General features: G+C 66.6%; 21 protein-coding genes. 15 read left to right on the forward strand and 6 right to left on the reverse strand.

The annotated features are described in order from the left end of the window. Nucleotides 1–42: 42 nt before the first annotated feature. The 4 genes from PXJ20_RS05215 to PXJ20_RS05230 all read left to right on the forward strand — a co-directional run bounded on the left by PXJ20_RS05215 (nt 43) and on the right by PXJ20_RS05230 (nt 3782). Nucleotides 43–993 (forward strand): carbohydrate ABC transporter permease, encoded by a 951-nt coding sequence (locus PXJ20_RS05215; protein WP_420873211.1) that lies wholly within the window; start codon nt 43–45, stop codon nt 991–993. Beyond that, on the forward strand, nt 990–1865 hold the full coding sequence (locus PXJ20_RS05220; protein WP_421030318.1) for a carbohydrate ABC transporter permease: 876 nt from the start codon (nt 990–992) through the stop codon (nt 1863–1865). Before PXJ20_RS05215 ends, PXJ20_RS05220 begins: the two co-directional genes overlap by 4 nt. Then, complete coding sequence (locus PXJ20_RS05225; RefSeq protein ID WP_017772846.1) at nt 1862–2578, forward strand: HAD family hydrolase; 717 nt, start codon at nt 1862–1864, stop codon at nt 2576–2578. The genes PXJ20_RS05220 and PXJ20_RS05225 overlap by 4 nt, the downstream gene beginning before the upstream one ends. A 94-nt stretch (nt 2579–2672) precedes the next feature. Beyond that, on the forward strand, nt 2673–3782 hold the full coding sequence (locus PXJ20_RS05230; RefSeq protein WP_421030319.1) for an ABC transporter ATP-binding protein: 1110 nt from the start codon (nt 2673–2675) through the stop codon (nt 3780–3782). Between the two features lie 79 nt (nt 3783–3861). Here PXJ20_RS05230 and PXJ20_RS05235 read toward each other — a convergent pair whose 3' ends face one another. The 3 genes from PXJ20_RS05235 to dalD form a co-directional block, all read right to left on the reverse strand. Further along, complete coding sequence (locus PXJ20_RS05235) at nt 3862–4815, reverse strand: sugar-binding transcriptional regulator (RefSeq protein WP_277597348.1); 954 nt, start codon at nt 4813–4815, stop codon at nt 3862–3864. A gap of 142 nt (nt 4816–4957) precedes the next feature. Further along, nucleotides 4958–6439, reverse strand: coding sequence for a xylulokinase (gene xylB / locus PXJ20_RS05240; protein ID WP_421030320.1), 1482 nt, complete (start codon nt 6437–6439; stop codon nt 4958–4960). Between the two features lie 89 nt (nt 6440–6528). Further along, complete coding sequence (gene dalD / locus PXJ20_RS05245) at nt 6529–7956, reverse strand: D-arabinitol 4-dehydrogenase (RefSeq protein ID WP_421030321.1); 1428 nt, start codon at nt 7954–7956, stop codon at nt 6529–6531. Nucleotides 7957–8092: 136 nt separating this feature from the next. On the opposite strand from dalD, the gene PXJ20_RS05250 reads away from it, so the two are divergent. The 8 genes from PXJ20_RS05250 to PXJ20_RS05285 all read left to right on the forward strand — a co-directional run bounded on the left by PXJ20_RS05250 (nt 8093) and on the right by PXJ20_RS05285 (nt 16590). After that, on the forward strand, nt 8093–8365 hold the full coding sequence (locus PXJ20_RS05250) for a hypothetical protein (protein ID WP_421030322.1): 273 nt from the start codon (nt 8093–8095) through the stop codon (nt 8363–8365). A 58-nt stretch (nt 8366–8423) separates the two neighbouring features. Next, a complete protein-coding gene (locus PXJ20_RS05255; protein ID WP_421030323.1) occupies nt 8424–9458 on the forward strand; it encodes an AraC family transcriptional regulator in 1035 nt (344 codons plus the stop codon). 99 nt (nt 9459–9557) lie between these two features. Then, complete coding sequence (locus PXJ20_RS05260) at nt 9558–10529, forward strand: ABC transporter substrate-binding protein (protein ID WP_421030324.1); 972 nt, start codon at nt 9558–9560, stop codon at nt 10527–10529. Nucleotides 10530–10595: 66 nt separating this feature from the next. Next, nucleotides 10596–12125 (forward strand): sugar ABC transporter ATP-binding protein, encoded by a 1530-nt coding sequence (locus tag PXJ20_RS05265; protein WP_421030325.1) that lies wholly within the window; start codon nt 10596–10598, stop codon nt 12123–12125. Further along, complete coding sequence (locus tag PXJ20_RS05270; RefSeq protein WP_421030326.1) at nt 12112–13143, forward strand: ABC transporter permease; 1032 nt, start codon at nt 12112–12114, stop codon at nt 13141–13143. The genes PXJ20_RS05265 and PXJ20_RS05270 overlap by 14 nt, the downstream gene beginning before the upstream one ends. 61 nt (nt 13144–13204) lie before the next feature. Further along, complete coding sequence (locus tag PXJ20_RS05275) at nt 13205–14293, forward strand: alcohol dehydrogenase catalytic domain-containing protein (protein ID WP_421030327.1); 1089 nt, start codon at nt 13205–13207, stop codon at nt 14291–14293. 18 nt (nt 14294–14311) lie between these two features. Beyond that, nucleotides 14312–15856: an FGGY-family carbohydrate kinase gene (locus PXJ20_RS05280; protein ID WP_421030328.1), complete on the forward strand. Its 1545-nt coding sequence runs from the start codon at nt 14312–14314 to the stop codon at nt 15854–15856. Further along, nucleotides 15853–16590 (forward strand): SDR family oxidoreductase, encoded by a 738-nt coding sequence (locus tag PXJ20_RS05285; RefSeq protein WP_421030329.1) that lies wholly within the window; start codon nt 15853–15855, stop codon nt 16588–16590. Before PXJ20_RS05280 ends, PXJ20_RS05285 begins: the two co-directional genes overlap by 4 nt. 37 nt (nt 16591–16627) lie before the next feature. Here PXJ20_RS05285 and miaA read toward each other — a convergent pair whose 3' ends face one another. After that, on the reverse strand, nt 16628–17611 hold the full coding sequence (gene miaA, locus PXJ20_RS05290; RefSeq protein WP_421030330.1) for a tRNA (adenosine(37)-N6)-dimethylallyltransferase MiaA: 984 nt from the start codon (nt 17609–17611) through the stop codon (nt 16628–16630). Continuing rightward, nucleotides 17608–19668: a DNA mismatch repair endonuclease MutL gene (gene mutL / locus PXJ20_RS05295; protein WP_421030331.1), complete on the reverse strand. Its 2061-nt coding sequence runs from the start codon at nt 19666–19668 to the stop codon at nt 17608–17610. Before mutL ends, miaA begins: the two co-directional genes overlap by 4 nt. 479 nt (nt 19669–20147) lie before the next feature. Between mutL and PXJ20_RS05300 the strand changes: the two genes are divergently transcribed. Both PXJ20_RS05300 and PXJ20_RS05305 read left to right on the forward strand, forming a co-directional pair. Further along, the gene (locus PXJ20_RS05300) at nt 20148–20837 is read left to right on the forward strand and encodes a VTT domain-containing protein (protein WP_017772861.1); all 690 of its coding nucleotides are present in this window, start codon (nt 20148–20150) and stop codon (nt 20835–20837) included. Nucleotides 20838–20940: 103 nt separating this feature from the next. Further along, nucleotides 20941–22656, forward strand: a complete 1716-nt coding sequence (locus PXJ20_RS05305; protein WP_421030332.1) for a SulP family inorganic anion transporter — start codon at nt 20941–20943, stop codon at nt 22654–22656. A gap of 90 nt (nt 22657–22746) precedes the next feature. Here PXJ20_RS05305 and PXJ20_RS05310 read toward each other — a convergent pair whose 3' ends face one another. Continuing rightward, nucleotides 22747–23685: a LysR family transcriptional regulator gene (locus PXJ20_RS05310; protein WP_017772863.1), complete on the reverse strand. Its 939-nt coding sequence runs from the start codon at nt 23683–23685 to the stop codon at nt 22747–22749. Between the two features lie 106 nt (nt 23686–23791). On the opposite strand from PXJ20_RS05310, the gene PXJ20_RS05315 reads away from it, so the two are divergent. Beyond that, complete coding sequence (locus PXJ20_RS05315; RefSeq protein WP_421030333.1) at nt 23792–24400, forward strand: cytochrome b; 609 nt, start codon at nt 23792–23794, stop codon at nt 24398–24400. The last annotated feature ends 39 nt before the right edge of the window (nt 24401–24439 follow it).

A 24439-nucleotide genomic window follows, 5' to 3' on the forward strand; every position in this document is an offset into this window, starting at 1 on the left:
CCGAGCGGGCCGCAGCACTTCCGGGTCCGTTCCAACCGAAGGGTGGTCACGATCATGCGTCATCTCCATCTCCCCCTCATGCACGTCCACCGCGAAACCACCGTAGAGGCGAGCGAAGTCGGCAAGCGCCGGCCGTCGCGCTGGCTGATGACGCCGTCCGTCGCAGTCCTGCTGCTCTGGATGGCCATTCCGCTCGCGATGACCATCTGGTATTCGTTCTCGCGCTACAACCTGCTGAACCCTGATGTGAAGGGCTTCGCGGGCCTCGACAACTACCGTTTTCTCGCCACCGATCCGTCGTTCCTGCCGTCCATCGCCCACACGCTCGAACTGATCGGCGCGGTGCTGGTGATTACCGTGGTGGGCGGCGTGCTGATGGCGGTGCTGTTCGACCGCAAGTTCTACGGCCAGGGCGTGGCGCGGCTGCTCGCCATCGCGCCGTTCTTCGTGATGCCCACGGTGAGCGCGCTGATCTGGAAGAACATGATCCTGCACCCGGTCTACGGACTCGTGGCCGCGGGCATGCGCGCGCTGGGCCTCACGCCCATCGACTGGTTCGCCCAGTACCCGCTCACGGCCGTCATCATGATCGTGGCGTGGCAGTGGCTGCCGTTCGCGTTCCTGATCCTTTTCACGGCCATCCAGTCGCTCGACCAGGAACAGAAGGAAGCGGCGCGCATCGATGGCGCCGGGGCTTTCTCGATGTTCTTCTACATCACGCTGCCGCACCTGAAACGCGCCATCGCCGTGGTGGTCATGATGGAGACCATCTTCCTGCTCTCGATCTTCGCGGAGATCTACACGACGACAGGCGGCGGTCCCGGCAACGCCACGACCAACCTCTCGTATCTGATCTATTCGATGGGCCTGCAGCAGTTCGACGTCGGCATTGCGTCGGCGGGCGGCATTCTCGCCGTGGTGCTCGCGAACATCGTGTCGTTCTTCCTCGTGCGCATGCTCGCGAGGAACCTGAAAGGGGAGTACGAAAAATGAGCCAGCTTACCGCTTCTTCCACGCCTTCCGCTGCGGTGGCGCGCGCGCCCGGCGCTTCGCCGCTCGCCATGATCCGCCGCAGCATTCCGGGCATTCTCGCGTGGCTGATCGCGCTGCTGCTGTTCTTCCCGATCTTCTGGATGGCCATTACGGCGTTCAAGACCGAACAGCAGGCGTATGCGTCGACGCTTTTCTTCATGCCGACGCTGGAGAGCTTCCGCGAGGTCTTCGCACGCAGCGATTACTTCGCGTTCGCCTGGAATTCGGTGCTGATCTCCGTGGGCGTCACCGTGATCTGCCTGCTGTTCGCGGTGCCCGCGGCTTACGCGATGGCGTTCTTCCCCGACCACCGCACGCAGAAGATCCTGCTGTGGATGCTCTCGACGAAGATGATGCCGTCCGTCGGCGTGCTCGTGCCCATCTACGTGCTCTGGAAAAACAGCGGCCTGCTGGATACGGTGTGGGGCCTCGTGATCGTCTACTCGCTCATCAATCTGCCCATTGCGGTGTGGATGGCCTTCACGTACTTCAACGAGATACCGCGCGACATCCTGGAAGCGGGCCGCATCGACGGCGCCGCGACCTGGCAGGAAATCGTCTATCTGCTGATGCCGATGGCGTTGCCGGGGCTCGCCTCGACGGCGCTCTTGCTCGTGATCCTCTCGTGGAACGAGGCGTTCTGGAGCATCAATCTGTCGAGTTCTCACGCGGCGCCGTTGACCGTATTCATCGCGTCGTATTCGAGCCCTGAAGGGTTGTTCTGGGCGAAGCTTTCGGCCGCTTCGCTGCTCGCGGTGGCGCCCATTCTGATCGTCGGCTGGCTTTCGCAGAAGCAGCTGGTGCGCGGCCTCACGTTCGGGGCGGTCAAATGACGGCAGCGGTAACGACGGCAGCGCGCGATGCCACTGCGCTCGCGCTGATCTGCGACTGCGACGGCGTGCTGATCGACAGCGAAGCCGTGGCGGCGCGCGTGCTGGTGCGCGAACTCGAAGCGCGCTGGCCCGACGCCGCAGTGGAGCCGGTCGTCATGCCGCTGCTCGGCCTGCGTATCGAGCGTGTGCTGCAAGGCGCGGCGGGCCAGCTTGGCAGAACGTTGGGCGACGACGAAGTGGCGGCCATCCGCAGCACCGTGGAAGCCGCCGCCGTGGATGCGCCCACCGTGCAAGGCGTGGCCGCCGCGCTCGAGCAGATTCCGTTCACCAAGGCCTGCGCGAGCAACAGCTACCGCGCCTACGTGCGCACCGTGCTGACGCGCACAGGGCTCGCCACGTTTTTCGGCGAGCGGCTTTTTTGCGCGGACGCCGTTGCGCAGCCCAAGCCCGCCCCCGACGTTTATCTGGCTGCGGCGCAAGGGCTCGGTCTCGCGCCGCACGCGTGCCTCGTGGTGGAAGACAGCGTGACGGGCGTGACGGCCGCGAGCGCGGCCGGCATGACGGTGCTGGGTTTCATCGGCGGCACGCATGTGGGCGGGCACCAGGCGAGCGCGCTGCAGTCCGCCGGCGCGCATTACGTATTCGACGACATGCGCGAGCTGCCCGCGCTTGCCGCGCAGTGGCAGCAGCGTGCGGCAGTGGGCTCGTATTGAGTCTCGCGAGACAGCGCCTCAGTGCGAGACGACGGAAAGTGCAACGGGCAGTACAAGCAGTACCCGCAACACCCGCAAAATTCGGAGACACATCATGGCAAGCGTGACCCTGCGTAACGTGAACAAGCGCTACGACGACAACGAAGTGCTGCGCAACGTGAACCTCGACATCGCCGACGGCGAGTTCGTCGTGTTCGTCGGCCCGAGCGGATGCGGGAAATCCACGCTGATGCGCATGATCGCGGGGCTCGAAGAAATCAGCGGGGGCGACCTCATGATCGACGGCTCGCGCATGAACGAAGTGCCGCCCGCCAAGCGCGGCATCGCGATGGTGTTCCAGTCGTACGCGCTCTATCCGCACATGACGCTCTACGACAACATGGCGTTCGGCCTCAAGCTCGCGGGCGCGAAGAAGCCCGAGATCGATGCGGCCGTGAAGAACGCCGCGAAGATCCTGCACATCGACCATCTGCTCGACCGCAAGCCGAAGCAGCTGTCGGGCGGCCAGCGTCAACGCGTCGCCATTGGCCGCGCGATCACGCGCAAGCCGAAGGTCTTCCTGTTCGACGAGCCGCTTTCGAATCTCGACGCCGCGCTGCGCGTGAAGATGCGCCTCGAGTTCGCGCGTCTGCACGACGAGCTGAAGACCACGATGATCTACGTGACGCACGACCAGGTGGAAGCCATGACGCTCGCCGACAAGATCGTCGTGCTCTCCGCGGGCAACGTCGAACAGGTGGGTTCGCCGAACCTGCTCTATCACGCGCCGGCCAATCGCTTCGTGGCGGGCTTCATCGGCTCGCCGAAGATGAATTTCCTCGACGGCGTGGTGCGGTCCGTATCGCGCGATGGCGTACTCGTGGCCTTTGCGACGGGCGAGACGCAGAAGGTTGCCGTAGAGCCGGGCATGGCGCGCGAGGGCGACAAGGTGTCCGTGGGCATTCGGCCCGAGCACCTGCACGTGGGCGCGGGCGAGTACGGCGTGAGCGCCCGCACGATGACGGTGGAATCGCTCGGCGACGCGGCTTATCTGTACGCGGAGTCGTCGGTGGCGCCGGAAGGGCTGATTGCACGCATTCCGCCGCTCGAAAAGCACGAGCACGGCGAGACGCTGATGCTGGGCGCCGCCCCCGAGCATTGCCATCTGTTCGATGCAAACGGGCAGGCGTTCGCGCGCAAGATCGTGGAGGTGCTGGCGGCTTGATACGAGCTTGATACCGGCTTAGCCGGCGCTATGGAGAGGGCCCCGTTAAAGAGCGATTAAAGGGCCGTTAAAGAGCCCGTTAAAGGCTCTCTTCCAGCGCCGCCTGGGCCGAAAGCTCGTCTGTGACGAGCCCCGAGAGCCAGCCGCCCTTGAGCGCCGCGAGCACCGCCTGGCGTTTGCGCTCGCCGCCCGCAAAGCCGATGGTGGGGCGGAGAGGCGGCGAATCCAGCCGGATGCTCGTCACGCGCCGTCCCGTGGGCGATTCCACGCGACGGCCGGAAGCGTCGATCGGCAAGCCCAGCATTTCTGCAACCGCGCCCAGTTGCGTCAACTCGCGCACTTCGGCTGACGTAATGAAGCCGTCTTCGTGCAGCGGACAGTTCGGCCCGATGTTGCCGATGCCCACGAACGCCACGTCCGCTTCACCCGAAAGCCCTTCCACGATCCGATAGAGCCGGTGATTGCACCACTGCGCGCGTTCGGCCTCGTTGTCGGCAATGAGCGGCGCCGGCAGCAGAAAGTGCTTGCCGCCCGTCTTCTCCGAAATATGCAGCGCGACGTCGTAGCGGTTCGACGAGCCGTCTTGCGCAATCGCGCCCACCATCGAAACGAGCCGATGCTGCGGACGGTCGAGCTGCGCGATCTGATCGACGGCGGCCTTCAGCGTGCGGCCGCTGCTCACGGCGATCACCATCGGCTTTTCTTCGGTGAGGTAGCGCTCCATGACCTGGGCGCCGGCCACGGCGAGCTTGCGGTCGATCTCTTCGGGGCTGTCGTCGTCTACGGGCACCACCTCGCACACGGCGAGGCCGTAGCGTTTCGAGAGACGGTCGGCAAGCGCGAGGCAATCGGCGAGCCGATGATCCACGCGCACCCGAATGAGGTTCTTTTCGACCGCGAAAGCCACGAGCCGCTGCGCGACAGGCCGCGAGACCTGCAACTTCTCGGCAATTTCGTTCTGCGTGTTGCCCGCCACGTAGTAGAGCCACGCGGCGCGAGTAGCGAGGTCGAGTTTTTCGGATGACTTGGGCACGATGATTCGTCTCGAAAGACCTGGGCGGCGCCTGCTGGCTTTACCGGATGCGGGACTATACCAGCGGCGGGAAGGGCGTCTTCGGTGCTTCGGAAGCACTCGCGTCACGTTGCGCGTGGCAGCTACGTGACGCGAGGCCGGGCTATGCGAGCCGCTCGCGTGACGGATCGAAGAGTGGACGCACATGCCGGTACAACGCGCGAAAACTGTCGAGCCGCGCGCGCAAGGCGACATGGCGCTCGCGATTCGGCGTGAATTCCGCTAGCACGGGCGGCTTCGTCAGCACCACGTGCGGGTCGCCGCCGGCCGCGAGCCAGCCGAGGCGCGCCGCGCCCAGTGCCGCACCCGTTTCGCCGCCGCCGTGCTGGCGCGTGGGCGTGTCGAACGCGTCGGCGAGCAGTTGCGCCCAGTAGCGGCTGCGCGCGCCGCCGCCCAGCATCGAAAGCGGACCTGTTTCGGTGCCCGCGGCACGCAGCGCGTCGAGACCGTCGGTGAGCGCGAGCGTCACGCCTTCCAGCACGGCGTAGCCGAGCAGCGCGCGGTCCGTTGCGTGCGTCATGCCGAAGAACACGCCCTGCGCATACGGGTCGTTGTGCGGCGTGCGCTCGCCCGAGAGGTAAGGCAAAAAGAGCGGCGCGGTGGCGAGCGCGTCGGACGAAAGCTGCTCGACTTCGGCGAGCAGCGTGGGTTCGTCGGTGGAGGTGAGTTTGCAGACCCAGCGCAGGCAGCTTGCGGCGGAAAGCACCACGCTCATCTGATGCCAGCGGTCGGGAATCGCGTGACAGAACGCATGCACGGCCGACGCGGGATTGGGCCGGAAACGGTCGCCCACCACGCAGAGCACGCCCGAGGTGCCGAGTGAAACGAAGCCGTCGCCCGGTTGCGTGGCGCCGATGCCGATGGCGCTCGTCGCGTTGTCGCCGCCGCCCGCCGCGACGATCACTTCCGGCGAGAGGCCCAGTTCGCGCGCGACGTTGGGCAGCAACGTGCCCGAAGGCGCGCTGCCTTCGGCAAGACGCGGCATCTGCGAGCGGCGCATGTCGCAGGCCGCGAGCAGCGCGTCAGACCAGTCGCGCTTGGCGACGTCGAGCCAGAGCGTGCCGGCGGCGTCGGACGGATCGGACACCTTGCCGCCTGTCAGCTTGAGACGCAGATAGTCTTTCGGCAGCAGCACGCAGGCCGTTTCGCGAAAGACGTGCGGCTCGTGGCGCGCCACCCATAGCAGCTTTGGCGCGGTGAAGCCGGGCATGGCGAGATTGCCCGCGATGTCGTGCAGCTTCGGCGTGCGCGCGGTGAGTTCCGCGCATTCGTCCACGCTGCGCATGTCGTTCCAGAGAATCGCGGGACGCAGCACGCGGTCGTGCGCATCGAGCAGCACGGCGCCGTGCATCTGTCCCGAAAGGCCGATGCCGCGCACCTGCGCATACGCCTGCGGATGCCGCTCGCGCAGCGTGCGCAGCGCGCTGAGCGTGCCGGCCCACCAGTCCGCGGGATTCTGTTCGGACCAGCGCGGACGCGGGCGCGAGACCGAAAACGGCGTGCCCGCCGTACCGACCACGCGGCCGTCGGCGGCGAGCAGCAGGACTTTCACTTCGGACGTGCCGAGGTCGATGCCGAGGTACATGAGCGCTCAAACTTCGTCGTGGGAGAGATGCGCTACTTTAGCCGCATGCCGTGCGTGTCGCCATGCGCATTCACCCCATTCGGCGCATTTCAGTCCGCCCCGCGGCCAGTCGCGCTGCGCTTCGCGAGCCACGCGTCCACGCGCGCGAGCGCCACACGCAGCGCACCTTCAAGCGCTGCCGTGCCCGCCATGCGGCCCCATAGCAGACGGTCCGCGGCGAACGCGGCGAGCGGGTCGGCTGCGGCGAATACGGCGCGCACCGCGCGTTCGTCCATCACGCCGTCCTGATACGTGTACGGCAATTCGCCACGCTGCCAGCGCTCGAGGAAGCGGAAGAACAGCGCGGGCAATACCGCGGTTGCGGTGGGCTGCATGCCCGCGTCGATGCGTTGCGCGAGCGTGGGTGCAATGAAGCCGGGAATCTTCGAGAAGCCGTCTGCGGCCACGCGCTGGTTCGTGTCCTGAATGAACGGATTGCCGAAGCGTTCGAGCACCACGTCGCGATAGCGCGCGAGGTCGATCGGGCTGGGCGTGAGGCACGGGATCACGTCTTCGGTCACGTAGTCGTGCGCGAACTGGCGGATCTCGGCATCGGCGGTGCCTTCGTGGATGTAGGCGAGGCCCACGAGCGTGCCCGCCCACGCAATGCAGCTATGGCTCGCGTTGAGAATGCGGATCTTCGCTTCCTCGTAAGGCATGACCGACTCGACCAGCTCCGCGCCCGCGCGCTCCCACGCGGGCCGCCCCGCGATGAAATGATCTTCGATCACCCACTGGATGAACGCCTCGCCCATCACGGGGCACGCGTCGTCCACGCCGGTTGCCGCGAGCACGCGTTCGCGCACGTCGGGCGTGGGGCGTGGCGTGATGCGGTCCACCATCGATTCGGGGCACGCCGTGTGGCTGTCGAACCACTGACGCAGCGCGGTCGCGCCGCGGCGGTCGAGAAACTCCGTCATGCCCGCGCGAAAGCGCTTGCCGTTGCTGCGCAGGTTGTCGCAGCTTTGCAGCGTGACGGGGCCCGCGTTGCGGCGCATGCGCTCTTCGAGGATGACGGCGAGCGCGCCGTAGATCGTGGTGCTTCCACCGGCGAGGTCTGCTGCGAGATCGGGGTTCGCCGTGTCGAGCCGATCGTGTTCGTCGAGGTAGTAGCCGCCTTCCGTCACCGTGAACGAAATGATCTTGCAGGCCGGGTCCGCGCCCGCTTCGACGAGCGGCGCGAGGTCCGCGGCCCAGGGCAGGACACGGCGAATCGAGCGGATCGTCTCGTACGCGCGCTCGCCCTGCGGCGTCACGGTTTCCAGCGTGTAGACGCCGGACTGCGCGGCGAGTGCGTCGAGCACGGCGTTCATGTCGCCGCGAATGTTGCCGACGGTGAGCGACCAGTCGGGCTCGTCGGGCTGGTTGGGCGTGCGCGACTCGTTCACGCGATGCAGATACCAGGCCTGATGCGCGCGATGAAACGATCCTGCACCGATGTGCAGGATCACGTTCGCACCGCTGCGTTCGGTGTTCATGAGCGTCTCCTGAAGGGCATGCGCACGTGATGACGCACGACCGGCGTGCGTCTGTGCGTTCTATGGCGAATTGAGCGTGAGGTTCGCGAGCGGGCAAGTTGCGCGCAATCAGAACAATTGCTCTACGTTTGAACGAATGATCGTATTCGCCGATACGAAAGTCAAGGCGCGGCCGGCCAGTTTCGGTGGCGCAGCGCGGCGCAGAAGCGTCTGCGAGGCTTGGCTGGATGGAGAGGAAACCGACGAAGGCGAGATGCACACGCAGCAATCCGGCGCGCTGCACAGGCTGCTGCATTGCACCAAATTTGACCTGAAACGCGTCGGGACTAACCCGAATGCAAAAAAGTATCGGTCCGGGGTCTCATTTCGAGTGGCCCCGCGCGCGCCCGGCGACTACCTTTTCGCCTAACAGAAAGCCACCGCGCTCGATGCGCTGGCCGGTCGACGAGAGACATCAGGAGGAACGCGTGCAACCCGATCTGGAGGTAGTCGACGTACGCCGGGACGAATCGTTCAAGGTGTGGTCGCATGGCTATCCGTACCGCACGGTACGTTGGCACTTTCATCCCGAATTCGAGATCCATCTGATCGTCGCGACCACCGGCAAGATGTTCGTGGGCGACTATATCGGCGGCTTCACGCCCGGCAATCTCGTGCTGATGGGGCCGAACCTGCCGCACAACTGGGTGAGCGACGTGCCCGAAGGCGAGACCATCGCGCAACGCAATCTCGTCGTGCAGTTTGGCCAGGCGTTCGTCTCGCACTGCGCCGAGAGCTTTCCCGAGTGGCGTCAGCTTCAGCCGCTGCTCGACGACTCGCGCCGCGGCGTGCAGTTCGGGCTTGCTACGAGCGCTGCGATCCAGCCGCTTTTCGCCGAATTGCTCGAGGCGCGCGGACTGCGCCGCATCGTGCTGTTCCTCTCGATGATGCAGATGCTCTTCGACGCCACAGACCGCCAGTTGCTCGCGAGCCCCGCGTACCAGATCGACCCGGCGAGCTTCGCCTCCACGCGCATCAACCACGTGCTCTCGTACATCGGCAAGAACCTCGCCACCGACTTGCGCGAAGGCGAACTCGCGCGCCTCGCGGGCCAGAGTCCGAGTGCGTTTTCGCGTTACTTCCGTCGCCACACGGGACTGCCGTTCGTGCAGTACGTGAACCGCATGCGCATCAACCTCGCGTGCGAGTTGCTGATGGACCCCGAACTGAGCGTCACGGACATCTGCTTCAAGACCGGCTTCAACAACCTCTCGAACTTCAACCGCCAATTCCTCGCCGCCAAGGGCATGGCGCCTTCCATGTTCCGCCGCTACCAGCAGATGAACGACGCAAGCCGCGCCGCATCCGAAGAAGCTGCCGCGCGCGGCACGGGCATCGCCGGGGCGCCTGACATCGTGCCGGCTCCGCAGGCCAGCACGCGCTCGCCAGGCTCCCCTGGCCTGCCGGGGTCGCTCGGCTTGCGCGCGCCGGGTGCCTTGTCAGGCGCCGCTCCACCGGGCTGAGCGCCCGCCCGCGCTTTCCTTTCTTCACCGCAGTTGCACCACCTCGCGCTGCCGCCGGCCGCGCGACGGGATGACTCACACTCAAAAACGGAGACGACCATGACGCATCTTTCTTCCACTGCATCGCCCGCGCGCCCTTCCTTGCATCGGCTGCGCTCGCTGCGCCCGCTTGCTGCATGCGCCGCGCTCGCGCTCGGCCTCATGGCGGGCGCCGTGCCCGCTGCGAACGCCGCGCCGCTCAAGATCGGCATGACGTTCCAGGAACTCAACAACCCGTACTTCGTGACGATGCAAAAGGCGCTCAACGACGCGGCTGCCACCATCGGCGCGCAGGTCGTGGTGACGGACGCGCATCACGACGTGAGCAAGCAGGTGAGCGACGTGGAAGACATGCTGCAGAAGAAGATCGACATCCTGCTCGTGAACCCGACGGATTCCACGGGCATTCAGTCCGCCGTCACGTCGGCGAAGAAGGCGGGCGTCGTGGTGGTGGCCGTGGACGCCAACGCGAACGGCCCCGTCGATTCGTTCGTCGGCTCGCGCAATTTCGACGCGGGCGCCATGTCGTGCGAGTACCTCGCAAAAGCGATTGGCGGCAGCGGTGAAGTGGCGATTCTCGACGGCATTCCCGTGGTGCCTATTCTCGAACGCGTGCGCGGCTGCAAGTCCGCGCTCGCGAAGTTCCCGAACGTGAAGGTGGTGGATACGCAGAACGGCAAGCAGGAGCGCGCCACGGCGCTCTCCGTCACGGAGAACATGATCCAGGCGCATTCGAACCTGAAGGGCATCTTCAGCGTGAACGACGGCGGGTCGATGGGCGCGCTCTCGGCCATCGAATCCTCGGGCAAGGACATCAAGCTCACGAGCGTGGACGGCGCGCCCGAAGCGATCGCCGCCATCCAGAAGCCGAACTCGAAGTTCATCGAAACCTCCGCGCAGTTTCCGCGCGACCAGATCCGCATTGCCATCGGCATCGCGCTCGCGAAGAAGTGGGGCGCCAATGTGCCGAAGACGATTCCGGTGGACGTGAAGCTCGTCGACAAGGACAACGCGAAGGGCTTTAGCTGGTAAGCGTGAACGCCTGCGGCGCGCTGCGTGAACCCGCGCGCCGCAGGCAAAGCGAGAGGTGAAGAGGCGATGGAACCGATATTGCAGCTCGACGGCATCACGAAGCGCTTTCCCGGCGTGACGGCGCTGCAGGACATTCACCTGCGCGTTGCGCCCGGCGAAATTCACGCGCTGCTCGGCGAAAACGGCGCGGGCAAATCGACGCTCATGAAGATTCTGTGCGGCATCTATCAACCGGATGCGGGCAGCATCGTGATCGACGGCGAGGCGCGCCAGTTCGCGAACTATCACGACGCCGTGGCGGCGGGCGTGGGCATCGTGTTTCAGGAGTTCAGCCTGATTCCGTACCTCAACCCCGTGGAGAACATGTTTCTGGGACGCGAGCTGCGCAACCGCTTCGGCATGATGGAGCGCGCCCGCATGCGTCGCGCGGCCGCGGAGATCTTCGCGCGGCTCGACGTCGATATCGATCTCTCGGTGCCGGTGCGCGAGCTCTCGGTGGCGCAGCAGCAGTTCGTGGAAATCGGCAAGGCGCTCTCGCTCGATGCGCGCATCCTGATTCTCGACGAGCCCACGGCGACGCTTACGCCCGCCGAGGCCGGGCATCTCTTCACGATCATGCGTGAGTTGCGGCAGCAGGGCGTGGCGATGATCTTCATCTCGCACCACCTCGACGAGATCTTCGAGGTATGCGACCGAATCACCGTGCTGCGCGACGGCCAGTACGTCGGCACGACCGAAGTGCACGACACCGACGTGGGCCGGCTCGTGGAGATGATGGTGGGGCGGCGCATCGAAAACAGCTTTCCGCCGAAGCCCGTCACGCCGCCGCATGCGCGCCGCGCGAAGCCGGTGCTCGAAGTGGAGGCGCTGCAACTGCATCGCGACGGACCGGTCAACCGCTTCACGCTGCACGAAGGCGAGATTCTGGGTTTCGCGGGACTCGTGGGATCGGGGCGAACGGAAACGGCGCTCGCCGTGATCGGCGCCGAGCCCGCGCACGTGAGGGAAGTGCGTGTACGCGGCGAGGCTGCGCACTTCACCGACCCGGCCGATGCGCTCGCCGCGGGCATCGGCATCCTGCCGGAAAGCCGCAAGACCGAAGGGCTCATTACAGACTTCTCGATTCGCCACAACATCTCCATCAACAACCTCGGCAAGTACCGCAGCCTGCGCTTCTTCGTGGACCGGCGCGGCGAGGCGCGCACCACCGCGGACGTGGTGAAGCGCGTAGGCGTGAAGGCGCCTTCCATCGACACGCGCGTGGAAACGCTTTCGGGCGGCAACCAGCAGAAGGTGGTGATTGCGCGCTGGCTCAACCACCACGCCGACATCCTCATCTTCGACGAACCCACGCGCGGCATCGACGTGGGCGCGAAGGCCGAGATCTATCAGCTGATGCGCGAACTCACGGCGCGCGGCTATTCGATCGTGATGATTTCGTCGGAGCTGCCCGAGATCGTGGGCATGTGCGACCGCGTCGCCGTATTCCGGCAAGGCCGCATCGAAGCGACGCTCGAAGGCGACGACATCGATCCGAACATCGTGATGACTTATGCGACCTCTGGCGCATCCGGAGTGCAACATGAATCTGCGTAACGAACCTTCTTCATCAGCATCGACATCCGGCACAGGTGCATCGACCTTGTCGGTGCGCCGCGAACCAGAGCCGCTTTCGTTGCATCGCATCTGGCACGCGCTGCGGCGCTCCACGCTGTTCTATCCGTTCGTCGGACTCGTCGTGGTCTGCGTCGCGATGATGTTCGCGAGCAGCAGCTTTCTCTCCGCGTCGAACCTCGAAAACGTGCTGCGACAAGTCTCCATCAACGCGATCATCGCGGTGGGCATGACCTGCGTGATTCTGACGGGCGGCATCGACCTCTCGGTGGGCTCCGTGATGGCGCTCTCCGGCACGTTGGCCGCAGGGCTCATGGTGGCCGGCATGAACGCGGTGGCGGCGCTCGTGGTGGGCATTGCCGTGGGGCTCGGGTTCGGCGTGGCCAACGGCTTCTTCGTCGCCTTCGCGGGCATGCCGCCCATCATCGTGACGCTGGCCACCATGGGCGTGGCGCGCGGTCTCGCGCTCATCTACACAGGCGGCTATCCCATCGACGGCCTGCCCGACTGGGTCGGCTTCTTCGGCAGCGGCAAGGTGTTCGGCATCCAGGCGCCCGTGCTCATCATGCTCGTGGTCTATCTGCTCGCGTGGCTGCTGCTCGAACGCATGCCGTTTGGCCGCTACGTCTACGCGATTGGCGGCAACGAACAGGCCACGCGGCTTTCCGGCGTGCGCGTGGCACGCGTGAAGCTGATCGTGTACACGCTCTCTGGCCTCACCTCTGCGTTCGCGGCCATCGTGCTCACCGCGCGCCTCATGAGCGGCCAGCCGAATGCGGGCGTGGGGTTCGAGCTGGACGCCATCGCGGCCGTCGTGATGGGCGGCACGTCCATTTCGGGCGGACGCGGATCGATTGTCGGCACGCTGATTGGCGCGCTGTTGCTCGGCGTGCTGAACAACGGCCTGAACATGGTGGGCGTGAATCCATACGTGCAGAACGTCATCAAGGGCGGAATCATCCTGCTCGCCATCTACATCAGCCGCGAACGTCGCAAGTAAGGGCGCGGTGCTCTCTCAATCTCTTTCGTTTGAACGTGAACTGGACACAACAGGCAAACCCATGACGACTCAAGACAACGATCAGCAGATGACGGCCATCGTGTGCCACGCACCGAAGGACTATCGCGTGGAGCAGGTGCGCAGGCCGCGCGCGGGGGCGCACGAACTCGTGATTCGCATTGCGGCGTGCGGCATCTGCGCGAGCGACTGCAAGTGCCATTCGGGCGCAAAGATGTTCTGGGGCGGCCCGAGCCCGTGGGTGAAGGCACCCGTCATTCCGGGCCACGAGTTCTTCGGCTACGTGGAAGAAGTGGGCGAGGGCGCCGCCGAGCACTTCGGCATGAAAGTGGGCGAACGCGTGATCGCCGAGCAGATCGTGCCGTGCGGCAAGTGCCGCTATTGCCGCTCGGGCCAGTACTGGATGTGCGAGGTGCACAACATCTTCGGCTTTCAGCGCGAAGTGGCCGACGGCGGCATGGCCGAATACATGCGCATTCCGCCCACGGCCATCGTGCACAAGATTCCCGACGGCATTTCGCTCGAAGACGCCGCGATCATCGAACCGCTCGCGTGCGCGATTCACACCGTCAATCGCGGCGACATCCAGTTGGACGACGTGGTGGTGATCGCGGGTGCCGGGCCGCTCGGGCTCATGATGACGCAGGTGGCGCACCTTAAGACGCCGAAGAAACTCGTCGTGATCGACCTCGTGGAAGAGCGGCTCGCATTGGCCCGCGAATACGGCGCGGACGTCACGATCAATCCCACGCGCGAAGATGCGCTCGCCATCGTGCGCTCGCTCACCAACGACTACGGCTGCGATGTCTACATCGAAACCACGGGCGTGCCCGCGGGCGTGAACCAGGGCATGGACCTGATCCGCAAGCTGGGCCGCTTCGTGGAGTTCTCCGTATTCGGCAGCGACGCCACGGTGGACTGGTCGATCATCGGCGACCGCAAGGAACTCGATGTGCGCGGCGCGCACCTGGGGCCGTACTGCTACCCGGTCGCCATCGACCTGCTTGCACGCGGGCTCGTCACGTCGAAGGGGATTGTCACGCACGGCTTTTCGCTGGAAGAATGGGACGAGGCGATCAAGGTGGCGAACTCGCTCGATTCGATCAAGGTGCTCATGAAGCCACGCAAATAGCAGAACTACGGAGACAGCATGGAATATGTCATCGGCGTGGACATCGGCACGCAAAGCACCAAGGCGCTGCTCGTGGACCGCAACGGCGCGATCGTGGCGCAGCATGCCTCGGCCTACCAGCCCGATACGCCGAAGCCGCTCTGGGCCGAGCAATGGCCTTCGGTGTGGCTCAAGGCCGTGAGCGAGTGCATTGCGCGTTGCGTGGCGACCGCGCGCGAAGCAGGCGTGGCCGCGGCGGACATCAAGGCGGTATGCGTGAGCAGCCTGTACGGTGGATCGGGCATTGCCGTGGACAACGAGATGCGCCCGCTGCACCCGTGCCTCATCTGGATGGACCGTCGCGCCACGGCCGAAGCGGAATGGGTACGCGAGCACGTGGACCTCGAACGGCTCTACGCAATTACGGGCAACGGCGTGGACAGCTACTACGGTTACACGAAGATCCTGTGGCTGCGCGAGCATCAGCCGGACGTGTGGGCCAACACGCGCTACTTCCTGCCGCCGAACGCGTACATCATCTATTTGCTCACGGGCGAGGTCGCCGTGGATCACAGCTCGGCGGGCAACATCGGCGGGGTCTACGACATCGCACGGCGCGACTGGTCCGACGAGGCGCTCGACATGCTCGGCATTCCGGCCACGATGATGCCCGAGCGGCTCGTGGAGTCGTCCGAGGTGGTGGGCGGGTTGCTCTCGCAATGGTGCGAGTCGCTCGGACTCGAAGCGGGCACGGCCGTGGTGGCGGGCGGCGTGGACGCGGCCGTGGCCACCTTCGCGGCCGGCGTGACGAAGCCGGGCCAGCACGTGGCGATGATCGGTACCAGCATGTGCTGGGGCTACCTCAACCAGCAGGTGGACGCGCATCACGGGCTCGTGGCCATGCCGCACGTGTTCAACGCGCAGCGCGACCTCTACGTGTTCGGTGGCGCGATTACGGCGGGTGCGTCGGTCACGTGGTATCGCGAGCAGTTCTGCCACGCGGAGATCGAGGCCGCGCGCGCCACGTCGCACGGCGACGCGCATCGTCTGCTCGAAGAGGCCGCGTCCAGCGTGCCCGCAGGCTCGGACGGCGTGACGTTCCTGCCGTATCTGATGGGCGAGCGCAGCCCCGTGTGGGACGCGAAGGCGAGCGGCGCGTTCGTCGGCTTGAGTCTCTTTCATACGCGGGCGCATCTGTATCGCGCGGTGCTCGAAGGCGTGTCGTTCGCGTTGCAGCACAACATCGAGGCGGGCCGCCAAGGCGCGCGCTCGCTCGACGACCGGCTCATCGTAGTAGGCGGCGCCGCGCATTCGAACCTCTGGATGCAGATCATCGCGGACGTCACGGGCTATCGCGTTTTCACCATCGAGCAGGACGTGGAGGCCGCGATGGGCGCCGCGCTGCTCGCGGCGGTGGGTGCGGGCGTGACCTCGCACGAAGCCGCGGAGCGCGGCTGGATCACGCTCGTGGAGCGCGCGCAGCCGGACGCCGCGCGCAAGGCGCTCTACGCCGAACGCTACGCCGTCTACAAAGACCTCTACCCGGCGCTCAAGCCGATCATGCACAGACTGCAACCCACATGAACACGCAATTCGATTTCAGCGGACGCTCGATCCTCGTGACGGGTGCATCGAGCGGCATTGGACGCACGACCGTGGAGCGCCTGTGCGCCAGCGGCGCGAAGGTAGTCGCGGCGGCGCGCAACGTGGAGGCGCTCGCACAACTGGCCGGGCAAACGGGCTGCGAGCCGCTCGCGCTCGACGTGAGCGACGAAGCCGCGATAGCCGACGCCTTCGCCGCGCTCGGTCCGTTCGATGGCCTCGTGAACTGCGCAGGCGTGACGGAGCTTGCGCCCGCGCTCGACACCACCGCCGAAGGCTTCGACCATCTGATGGCCGTGAACGCGCGCGGCGCGGCCCTGGTGGCGCGGCACGTGGCGCGCGGCATGATCGATGCGAAACGCGCGGGCAGTATCGTGAACGTGTCGAGCCAGGCGTCGCTTGCCGCGCTCGATCAGCATCTGGCTTACTGCGCGTCGAAGGCGGCGCTCGATGCGATTACGCGCGTGTTGTGCCTCGAACTCGGGCCGTACGGCATTCGCGTGAATAGCGTCAATCCCACGGTGACGCTCACGCCAATGGCGGTCGAGGCCTGGAGCGAGCCGACGAAGCGCGCGGCGGCGCTCGAACGCATTCCGCTCAAGCGCTTCGCCGAGCCGCACGAAGTGGCCGCGCCGGTGATGTTTCTGTTGAGCGATGCTGCTTCGATGATCAGCGGCGTGGCGTTGCCGGTGGACGGCGGGTTTCTCGCGCAGTGAAGCGTGTGCCCGGCGTGCGCCCGTTATGGGCTGCTCGTTATGCGTTGCTCAGTGCCTGCTCGATGGCGAGCACCGCGCGTTCGGTTGCATCGCTCGCGCAGCAGTCGATCACGATGCGCTCGGGCATGGAGCGCAGCCACGTGAGCTGCCGTTTGCAGAGTTGCCGCGTGGCGAAGATGCCTTTGTCGCGCATCGTCGCGTAGTCGATGGTGCCGTCCAGATATTCCCAGGCCTGGCGGTAGCCGACGCAGCGCATCGAAGGCAGGCCCGGATGCAGGTCGCCGCGCGCGCGCAGCGCTTTCACTTCGTCGATGAAGCCCGCGGCCAGCATCGCGTCGAAACGCGCTGCGATGCGCGCGTGCAGTACGGCGCGGTCTGAGGGTTCCAACGCAATGGGCACGAAGCGAAACGCGCGCGCGGGGTCGTCTTCGTTCGCTTGCGTGGGCGCTGAGAGCAGCGCGGACATCGGCTGCCCGGTCAGCATGAAGACTTCGAGTGCGCGCTGGATGCGCTGCGAGTCGTTGGGCGCGAGGCGCGCGGCCGTGGCCGGGTCCACCGCGGCGAGCCGCGCGTGCAGCGCGGGCCAGCCTTCGCGTGCGGCGTCGGCGTCGAGCGCGGCGCGAACCGTGGGGTTCGCGGCGGGCAGGTCGTTGAGTCCGTGCGTGAGGGCGCGGTAGTAGAGCATCGTGCCGCCCACCAGCAGCGGTACGTGTCCGCGCGCAACGATCTCGGCAATGACGCGTAGCGCGTCGGCGCGAAAATCGGCGGCGGAGTAGGCGTCGGTGGGGTCGACGATATCGATCAGATGATGCGCCACCGCTGCGCGCTCTTCGGGCGTGGGCTTCGCGGTGCCGATGTCCATGCCGCGATAGACCAGCGCCGAATCCACGCTGACGATTTCCACCGTGCGCCCGCTCGCCGCGGCGCGCGCCGCGAAGGCGAGTGCAGCCGCGGTCTTGCCGGAGGCGGTGGGGCCGAGCAGGCACGCCACCTGGGTGACGGCTTCAGGCTGCACGCTCATTGACCGCGCATGAAGAGGCGGTCGAGGTCGGCGAGCGTGAGCTGATACCACGTGGGCCGCCCGTGGTTGCACTGGTCGGCGCGTTCGGTGGCTTCCATCTGGCGCAGCAGCGCGTTCATCTCGTCGAGCGTGAGGCGCCGGTTCGCGCGCACGGCGTGATGGCACGCCAGCGTGCCGAGCAGTTCGTGCTGGCGTTCCGTGAGCACGCGCGAGCCGCCGTAAGCGTGCAGGTCGGCGAGCACGGCGCGCGCGAGCGCTTGCAGGTCCGCGTCTTTGAGCAGCGCGGGCACGGCGCGGATGGCGAGCGTGGTGGGCGAGAGCACAGCGATGTCGAAGCCGAGCGCATCCAGCGTGGCGCGCTCTTCTTCCGCAGTGCCGATTTCGACGGCGTCCGCGTGCATGGAAAGCGGAATCAGCAGGGGCTGCACGGCCACGGCGCGTTCGGCGAGCGCGTGCTTGAACTGCTCGTAGAGAATGCGCTCGTGCGCGGCGTGCATATCGACGATCACGAGGCCGCGCGCATTCTGCGCGAGCACGTAGATGCCGTGGATCTGGCCCAGCGCGAAACCGAGCGGTTGTTCGTCGGAGGCGGAAAAGGTCGCGGCGTTGCCGGCGTAGGCACCGAATGCGCCGGTATCGCTTTCGGTCGGCGCGTCGCGCGCTTCGAGTACGGTGCTGCCCGCGTCGGTGCCGGCGCCCACGTCTTTGCGGCCGAACAGCGCGTCGTAGAGCGCGAGCGGCTGGGCGACCGGCAACGAGCCCTGCGTCATGCGGCTGTCGCGCAGCCAGGTCGTGCCGGAAGACTGTCCGCGTGCGGCGGCGCCTGCGCCGAATCCATTGCCAGGCGTGCCACCGAAAGAAGCCGCCGACGACCCCAACGGCGTGGAGCCGAACGATGCCGGCGCACCGAGCACGCCGAGGTCGGCTGCATGTCCGCCCGCCGTCGTTTCCGGCGACGCGCCCGCATGCCGCGCAAGCGCACGCTGCACGGCATGAAACACGAACTGGTGAATGGAGCGCGAGTCGCGAAAGCGCACTTCGATCTTCGACGGATGCACGTTCACGTCCACCGCTTCGGGCGGCAGGTCGAGGAACAGCACGTACGACGGGTAACGGTCGCCGTGCAGCACATCTTCGTAGGCGGAGCGCACGGCGTGCGTGAGCAGCTTGTCGCGCACGAAGCGGCCGTTCACGAAGAAATACTGCTGGTCCGCGCGGCCGCGGCTCGCGGTGGGCAGCCCCGCGCAGCCGTACACCGCGAGCGGCCCGGCCGATTCGTCGAGCGGCAGATGCGCCGTGGCGAACGTCTCGCCGAGAATCTTCGCGACGCGCGCCGGCGGCTCGCTCGCGTTCCAGTGCTCGACGGCGCGGCCGTTGTGGAGCACCGAAATCGCCACGTCGGGCCGCGCGAGCGCCGCGCGCCGGATCATCTCCAGGCAGTGGCCCAGTTCCGTCTGCTCGCTCTTCAGGAATTTGCGGCGCGCGGGCGTGTTGAAGTACAGCTCGCGCACTTCGATGGTCGTGCCGCGTGTGCCCGCGGCGGGCGCGAGCACGCCGGTCTGCGCGTCGATGCGGATGGCGTGCGGTGCGTCGTCGGTGCGGCTCGTGATGTACATCTGCGCCACCGACGCAATGGACGCCAGCGCCTCGCCCCGAAACCCGAGCGTGGCCACCGCTTCGAGTTCGGCGAGCGAGCGGATCTTGCTCGTGGCGTGGCGCATCAGCGCGAGCGGCAGTTCGGCTTCGGGAATGCCGCAGCCGTCGTCGGTAATCGAGATGCGTTTGACGCCGCCTTCGTCGAGCAGGATGCGCAGCGTGGTGGCGCCGGCATCCAGCGCGTTTTCGACGAGTTCCTTGACGACCGACGCCGGCCGCTCCACCACTTCACCAGCGGCGATCTGGCTGATGAGCTGGTCGGGCAGCGGCTGGATGGCGCGCGGCGGCTGCGCGGGACGGGGCGCTGCGCTGGCTACGCGCGCGCTTTCGCCGTCTGTGGCCGCTGGGGTGGCCGCGCTGGCGGCGGAGTCGAGATTTTGGGACTGGGACATGCGGGCCATTATATAAGCGCAGCTTTGGACGGACTTGTGCTGCGAGGGTGCGGGGCTGGGCGGCTCGACTCGACTCGGCTTGACGCGGTGGGGCTCGGTTCAATGCGGCTCGACTTCGCCACCCGTCACCCGGCACAGCTTCGCCCCCGCACACTTTTGCCCGGGCATGTCTTCCCATCGCACAGCCGCCCGGCCAGGCACGGCACGCAACGGCGGGACTCCGCCCGCCCGGCGTCTGGCGCGCAGCGAAGTCGCCTTCTTGCCCCTCATTTGCGCCCCTTTTGCCCTCTTTTGCCCTCTTTCGCCCCCCAAGCGCGACTTCGCACATTGGTGAGGTGCCCCGGCCTGGTATCATGGCGCCGTCAGCGCGCCGGCTCGCGATGCCCGCCCTCGCCAGCAGCCAAGCCAGGGCCGACGATGCAGGGTTCAGGGCCCGATCATGCCGCGCGCCGCGCTTCACTCCTCTATCCGCTCAATAAGGGACGCCTTTGGATACGCTGCTGCAGTTCGTCAATCTTGTCTTGCACATCGACAAGTTCCTCGGAGTTTTCATCCAGCAATACGGCGCCTGGGTCTACGCGGTGCTGTTTCTGATCGTGTTCTGCGAAACGGGTCTCGTCGTGCTGCCGTTCCTGCCGGGCGACTCGCTGCTGTTCATCGGCGGGGCCTTCGCCGCTGCGCACGAGATGGATCTGGCTGCGCTGATCGTGCTGCTGCTCGTGGCGGCCGTGACGGGCAACACGGTGAACTATCTGGTGGGGCGTGCCATCGGCCCGAAGGTGTTCAGTACGCACATACCGGTGCTGGAACGCTTCCTGGACCGCGCCGCGCTGCAGAAGACCCACGACTTCTACGACCGCCACGGCGGCAAGACTATCGTGCTCGCGCGCTTCATTCCCGTGGTGCGCACGTTTGCGCCGTTCGTGGCGGGCGTGTCGGGCATGTCGATGAAGCGCTTCCAGCTGTTCAACTTCACGGGCGCGCTGTTCTGGGTGCTGCTGCTCGTGCTGCTCGGCTACTTCTTCGGCAACATTCCGTTCATTCGCCAGTACCTGAACGTGATCGTGCTGGTGGGCGTGGGCGCGGCGGTGGTGCCCGTCGCGCTCGGCGCGCTGTGGAAGCTCATGAGCCGCAATGCGTCGGCTGGCTCGGCGCGCAAGCCGGGTGGCGGACGTTAAGCGCACGTTAAGCGGACGTTGAGCGAACATTAAGCGGACGCCAGAAGCGCACGTTAAAGAGAGCCCGCATTGAAAGCGACGATTGCCTGATTCCGGACCTGTCATGTTCATTTCGCCGCAACGCTCTCCCGCCGACCTCCAGCATCCCGAGCAGTTTTCCGCGCGCGAAGAACCGCCGCTGCCGCGGCCCCAGGGCGTGCGGCGCGACGTGCTGGCGGGTCTTTCCATCGCCGGGCTGCTGTTGCCCGAAGCGGTCGCCTACGCGGGCATCGCGAACCTGCCGCCGCAGGCGGGCCTCATCGCGCTGCTCGCGGGGCTCGTGATCTACGCGCTTGTCGGGACAAGCCGCTTTGCGATTGTCTCGGCGACGTCGTCTTCAGCGGCCGTGCTGGCTGCGACGGTGCTCTCCGAGCCTGCGTCCAACGCGGTTGCGCAGCTTTCGCTTGCCGCGGCGCTGGTGGCCACCACGGGCGTGCTCTTCATGCTGGCGGGCGCGGCGCGTCTGGGCGGCATGTCGGACTTCATTGCGCGGCCCGTGCTGCGCGGCTTCACGTTCGGCCTCGCGCTCACCATTCTCATCAAGGAATTGCCGAAGATCGCCGCGGTGCCCGTCAAGCACAGCGATGCCCCGCGCATCCTCGTCGAGTTCTTCCAGCAGACCGCGCACTGGAACCTGTACAGCGTGGCCGTGGGCGCCGTGGCGCTCGCGATTCTGTTCGGCCTTGGGCGCCGCACGCGGCTGCCGGCGTCGGTGGTCGTGATCGTGCTCAGCATTGCCGCGAGCTATGGGCTCGACTGGCATCGCTACGGCATTGCGTCGGTGGGCGAGATCGATCTGCAGAACATTTCGTTCGGCCTGCCCGTGCTCGGGCGTTCGCAATGGATGCAATCGGCGGAACTCGGCTTCGCCCTGATGCTGATTCTCTATGCCGAGTCGTATGGCTCCATTCGCAACTTCGCGCTCAAGCACGGCGATACGGTGTCGGCCAATCGCGACCTCGTGGCGCTCGGCTGCGCCAACCTGGTGTCGGGGCTGCTGCATGGCATGCCCGTGGGCGCGGGCTATTCGGCCACCTCGGCCAATGAGGCCGCAGGCGCGCAAAGCCGGCTCGCGGGCGTGTGCGCTGCCGTGGTGGTCGGCATCATCGTGCTGGTGCTGCTGCCCGAACTCGCGCGCACGCCGGAGCCGGTGCTGGCCGCCATCGTGATCTTCGCGGTGAGCCATTCGCTGCATCCTTCGGTGTTCAAGCCGTATTGGACCTGGCATCGCGACCGGCTCGTGGTGATCGCGGCGCTGGCCGCGGTGCTCGTGCTCGGCGTGCTGCACGGGTTGCTGGCTGCGATCGGCGTGAGCCTGCTGCTTACGCTGCGCAAGCTTTCCGAGCCCAACGTGAGCGTGCTGGGTCGGCTGCGCGGCACGCACGATTTCGTCGACATCTCGGCCCACCCCGACGCGCAACCCATACCGGGCCTGCTGATCGTGCGTCCCGAGGTGCCGCTCTTCTTCGCCAATACGGAACGCGTGCTGGGCCAGGTGCGCGCGCTGCTGCGCGAGGCGGCGCCGGTGCAGACGGTGATGATGAGCCTGGAAGAAACGCCTGACGTCGATGGGTCCGCCATCGAGGCGCTGCGCATCTTCGCGGCGGAATGCCGCTCGCGCAATCTGAAGCTGATGCTGGTGCGGCTGAAGCCGAGAGCGCTGCGCGCGTTGCAGCGCGCAGCCGACGACGTGATGCCCGCCGACACGCTGCACGAACTGAGCGTGGACGAATGCGTGTCGTCGGTGAATGGAGCGCAGGCGCCGGCTGCTTCCACGTAGACGTGAGTTGCAAGATCCGGCGACCATCGCGTGCCGGCCGGCGCCGGCAACACCGTCTAGTCCTGCCATGCCCACGATGCCCGCATGAGACTACCGCGCGCCCGGCAGCGGCATGTCGGCCGGCGCGCCTTCGCAGAGGTGGTCGCAGAGCCACCGCGTAGCGGGGCCCGTCGCCGTATCGGTGCGATGGATCAGCGACACGTTGTAGTTCACCCCGCGCCGGTCCGCCAGTTCGACGCGCACGAGCCGTCCCGCATCGAGGTCGGCTTGCACGAGGTGGCGCGGCATCGACCCCCAGCCCAGCCCCGCCAGCAACAGACGATGCTTCGCGCCCAGGTCGCCGAGCTTCCAGGTGCGTGTGCCGTACACGCCGAAGCTTTGGCCCTCGGTGAGGCGGCTGCGGTCGGTCAGTACGAGCTGGGTGTGCTCGCGCGCTTCGGAAACGCGAATGGGCTGCGCGAGGCGCGCGAGCGGATGGTCGGGCGCCGCTACGTGCACCAGTTCCACGGACCAGATCGTTTCGGCTTCTATCACGTGCGGCCAGTTCTGGTTGGGCCCGCTGATACCCACGAGGCACTCGCCGTCCAGCACGAGCTTGAGCACGCCGCCGAGCGCCTCCATCGTGAGGTTCAGCGCGACGGTGGGAAACTCGCGCGCGAACGCCTGGAGCGCTTCGACAAGCCGCTCGGAGGGGAACATCACGTCCACCGCCAGCGACACCTCGCTCTCCAGCCCGCGTTGCAGGCCGGCCGCCTTGGCGCTCAGCTGGCCGGCGAGCAGGTCGAGGCGCCGGGCGTCCGCCAGAATCGCGCGGCCCGCCGCGGTGAGCTGCGGACGCCGCTTGCCGCGCTCGAAGAGCGCGACGCCCAGCTGCGTTTCGAGGCTCGCAATGGCGTAGCTCACGACCGACTGCGCGCGCCCGAGCCGCTCGGCCGCGGCGGAGAAACTGCCGGTCTCGCTGACGGCGATAAGCGTGCGCAGTTGATCGAGGCTCGGGCTGCGGTCTTGCGGTTGGGTAGGGCGGCTCACGCGATGTATCGAAAAATTGGATATGAATGATCTAGTTTAGCCGGTTGTTTGAATAGGAGGCGTTCGGTACAGTCCGCCAACCTGTTTTCATTGCGTGCCGATTGCCTTGTCCATTTCCCGTTCCCGTCCGCTTTCCGACGCCACTTCGTCCGTCGCGCCCGCGAGCCGTTACAGCGCCGTGGCCATGCTGCTCCATTGGAGCGTGGCCGCGCTGATCGTCTGGGGCTTCGCGCTCGGCTGGATCATGACCGACATCCCGGGCATCACGCCCACCAAGCTGCGCTATTTCTCGTGGCACAAGTGGATCGGCGTCACGGTGCTCGTGCTCGCACTCGCGCGCGTTGTCTGGCGTGCCACGCACCGTCCCCCCGCGCTGCCCGACGCGATGCACGGCTGGGAGAAGCTGGCCGCTCACGCGGGCCACGCCGCGCTCTACGTGCTGATGTTCGCGGTGCCGGTGAGCGGCTATCTCTATAGCTCGGCGGCTGGCATTCAAGTGGTCTATCTGGGCGTGCTGCCGCTGCCCACGCTGATCGGCCCCGACGACGCGCTCAAGGTCCTGCTGAAGACCGTGCATATCGCGCTCGATTACGCGCTGGCCGCCGTCGTTGCCGCGCATCTGCTTGCCGTGGTCAAACACGAACTGCTCGACAGGCAGCGCATCGTGGCTCGCATGCTGCCGTTCGGCGGGCGGGGCGGGGCGTCGGGTCGCTGACCGCCAGGCCGCGATCCCTTCGCTTCACCGCTCATCACT

The organism is Paraburkholderia sp. A1RI_3L (genome assembly GCF_048957895.1).
GTDB lineage: Bacteria > Pseudomonadota > Gammaproteobacteria > Burkholderiales > Burkholderiaceae > Paraburkholderia > Paraburkholderia kururiensis.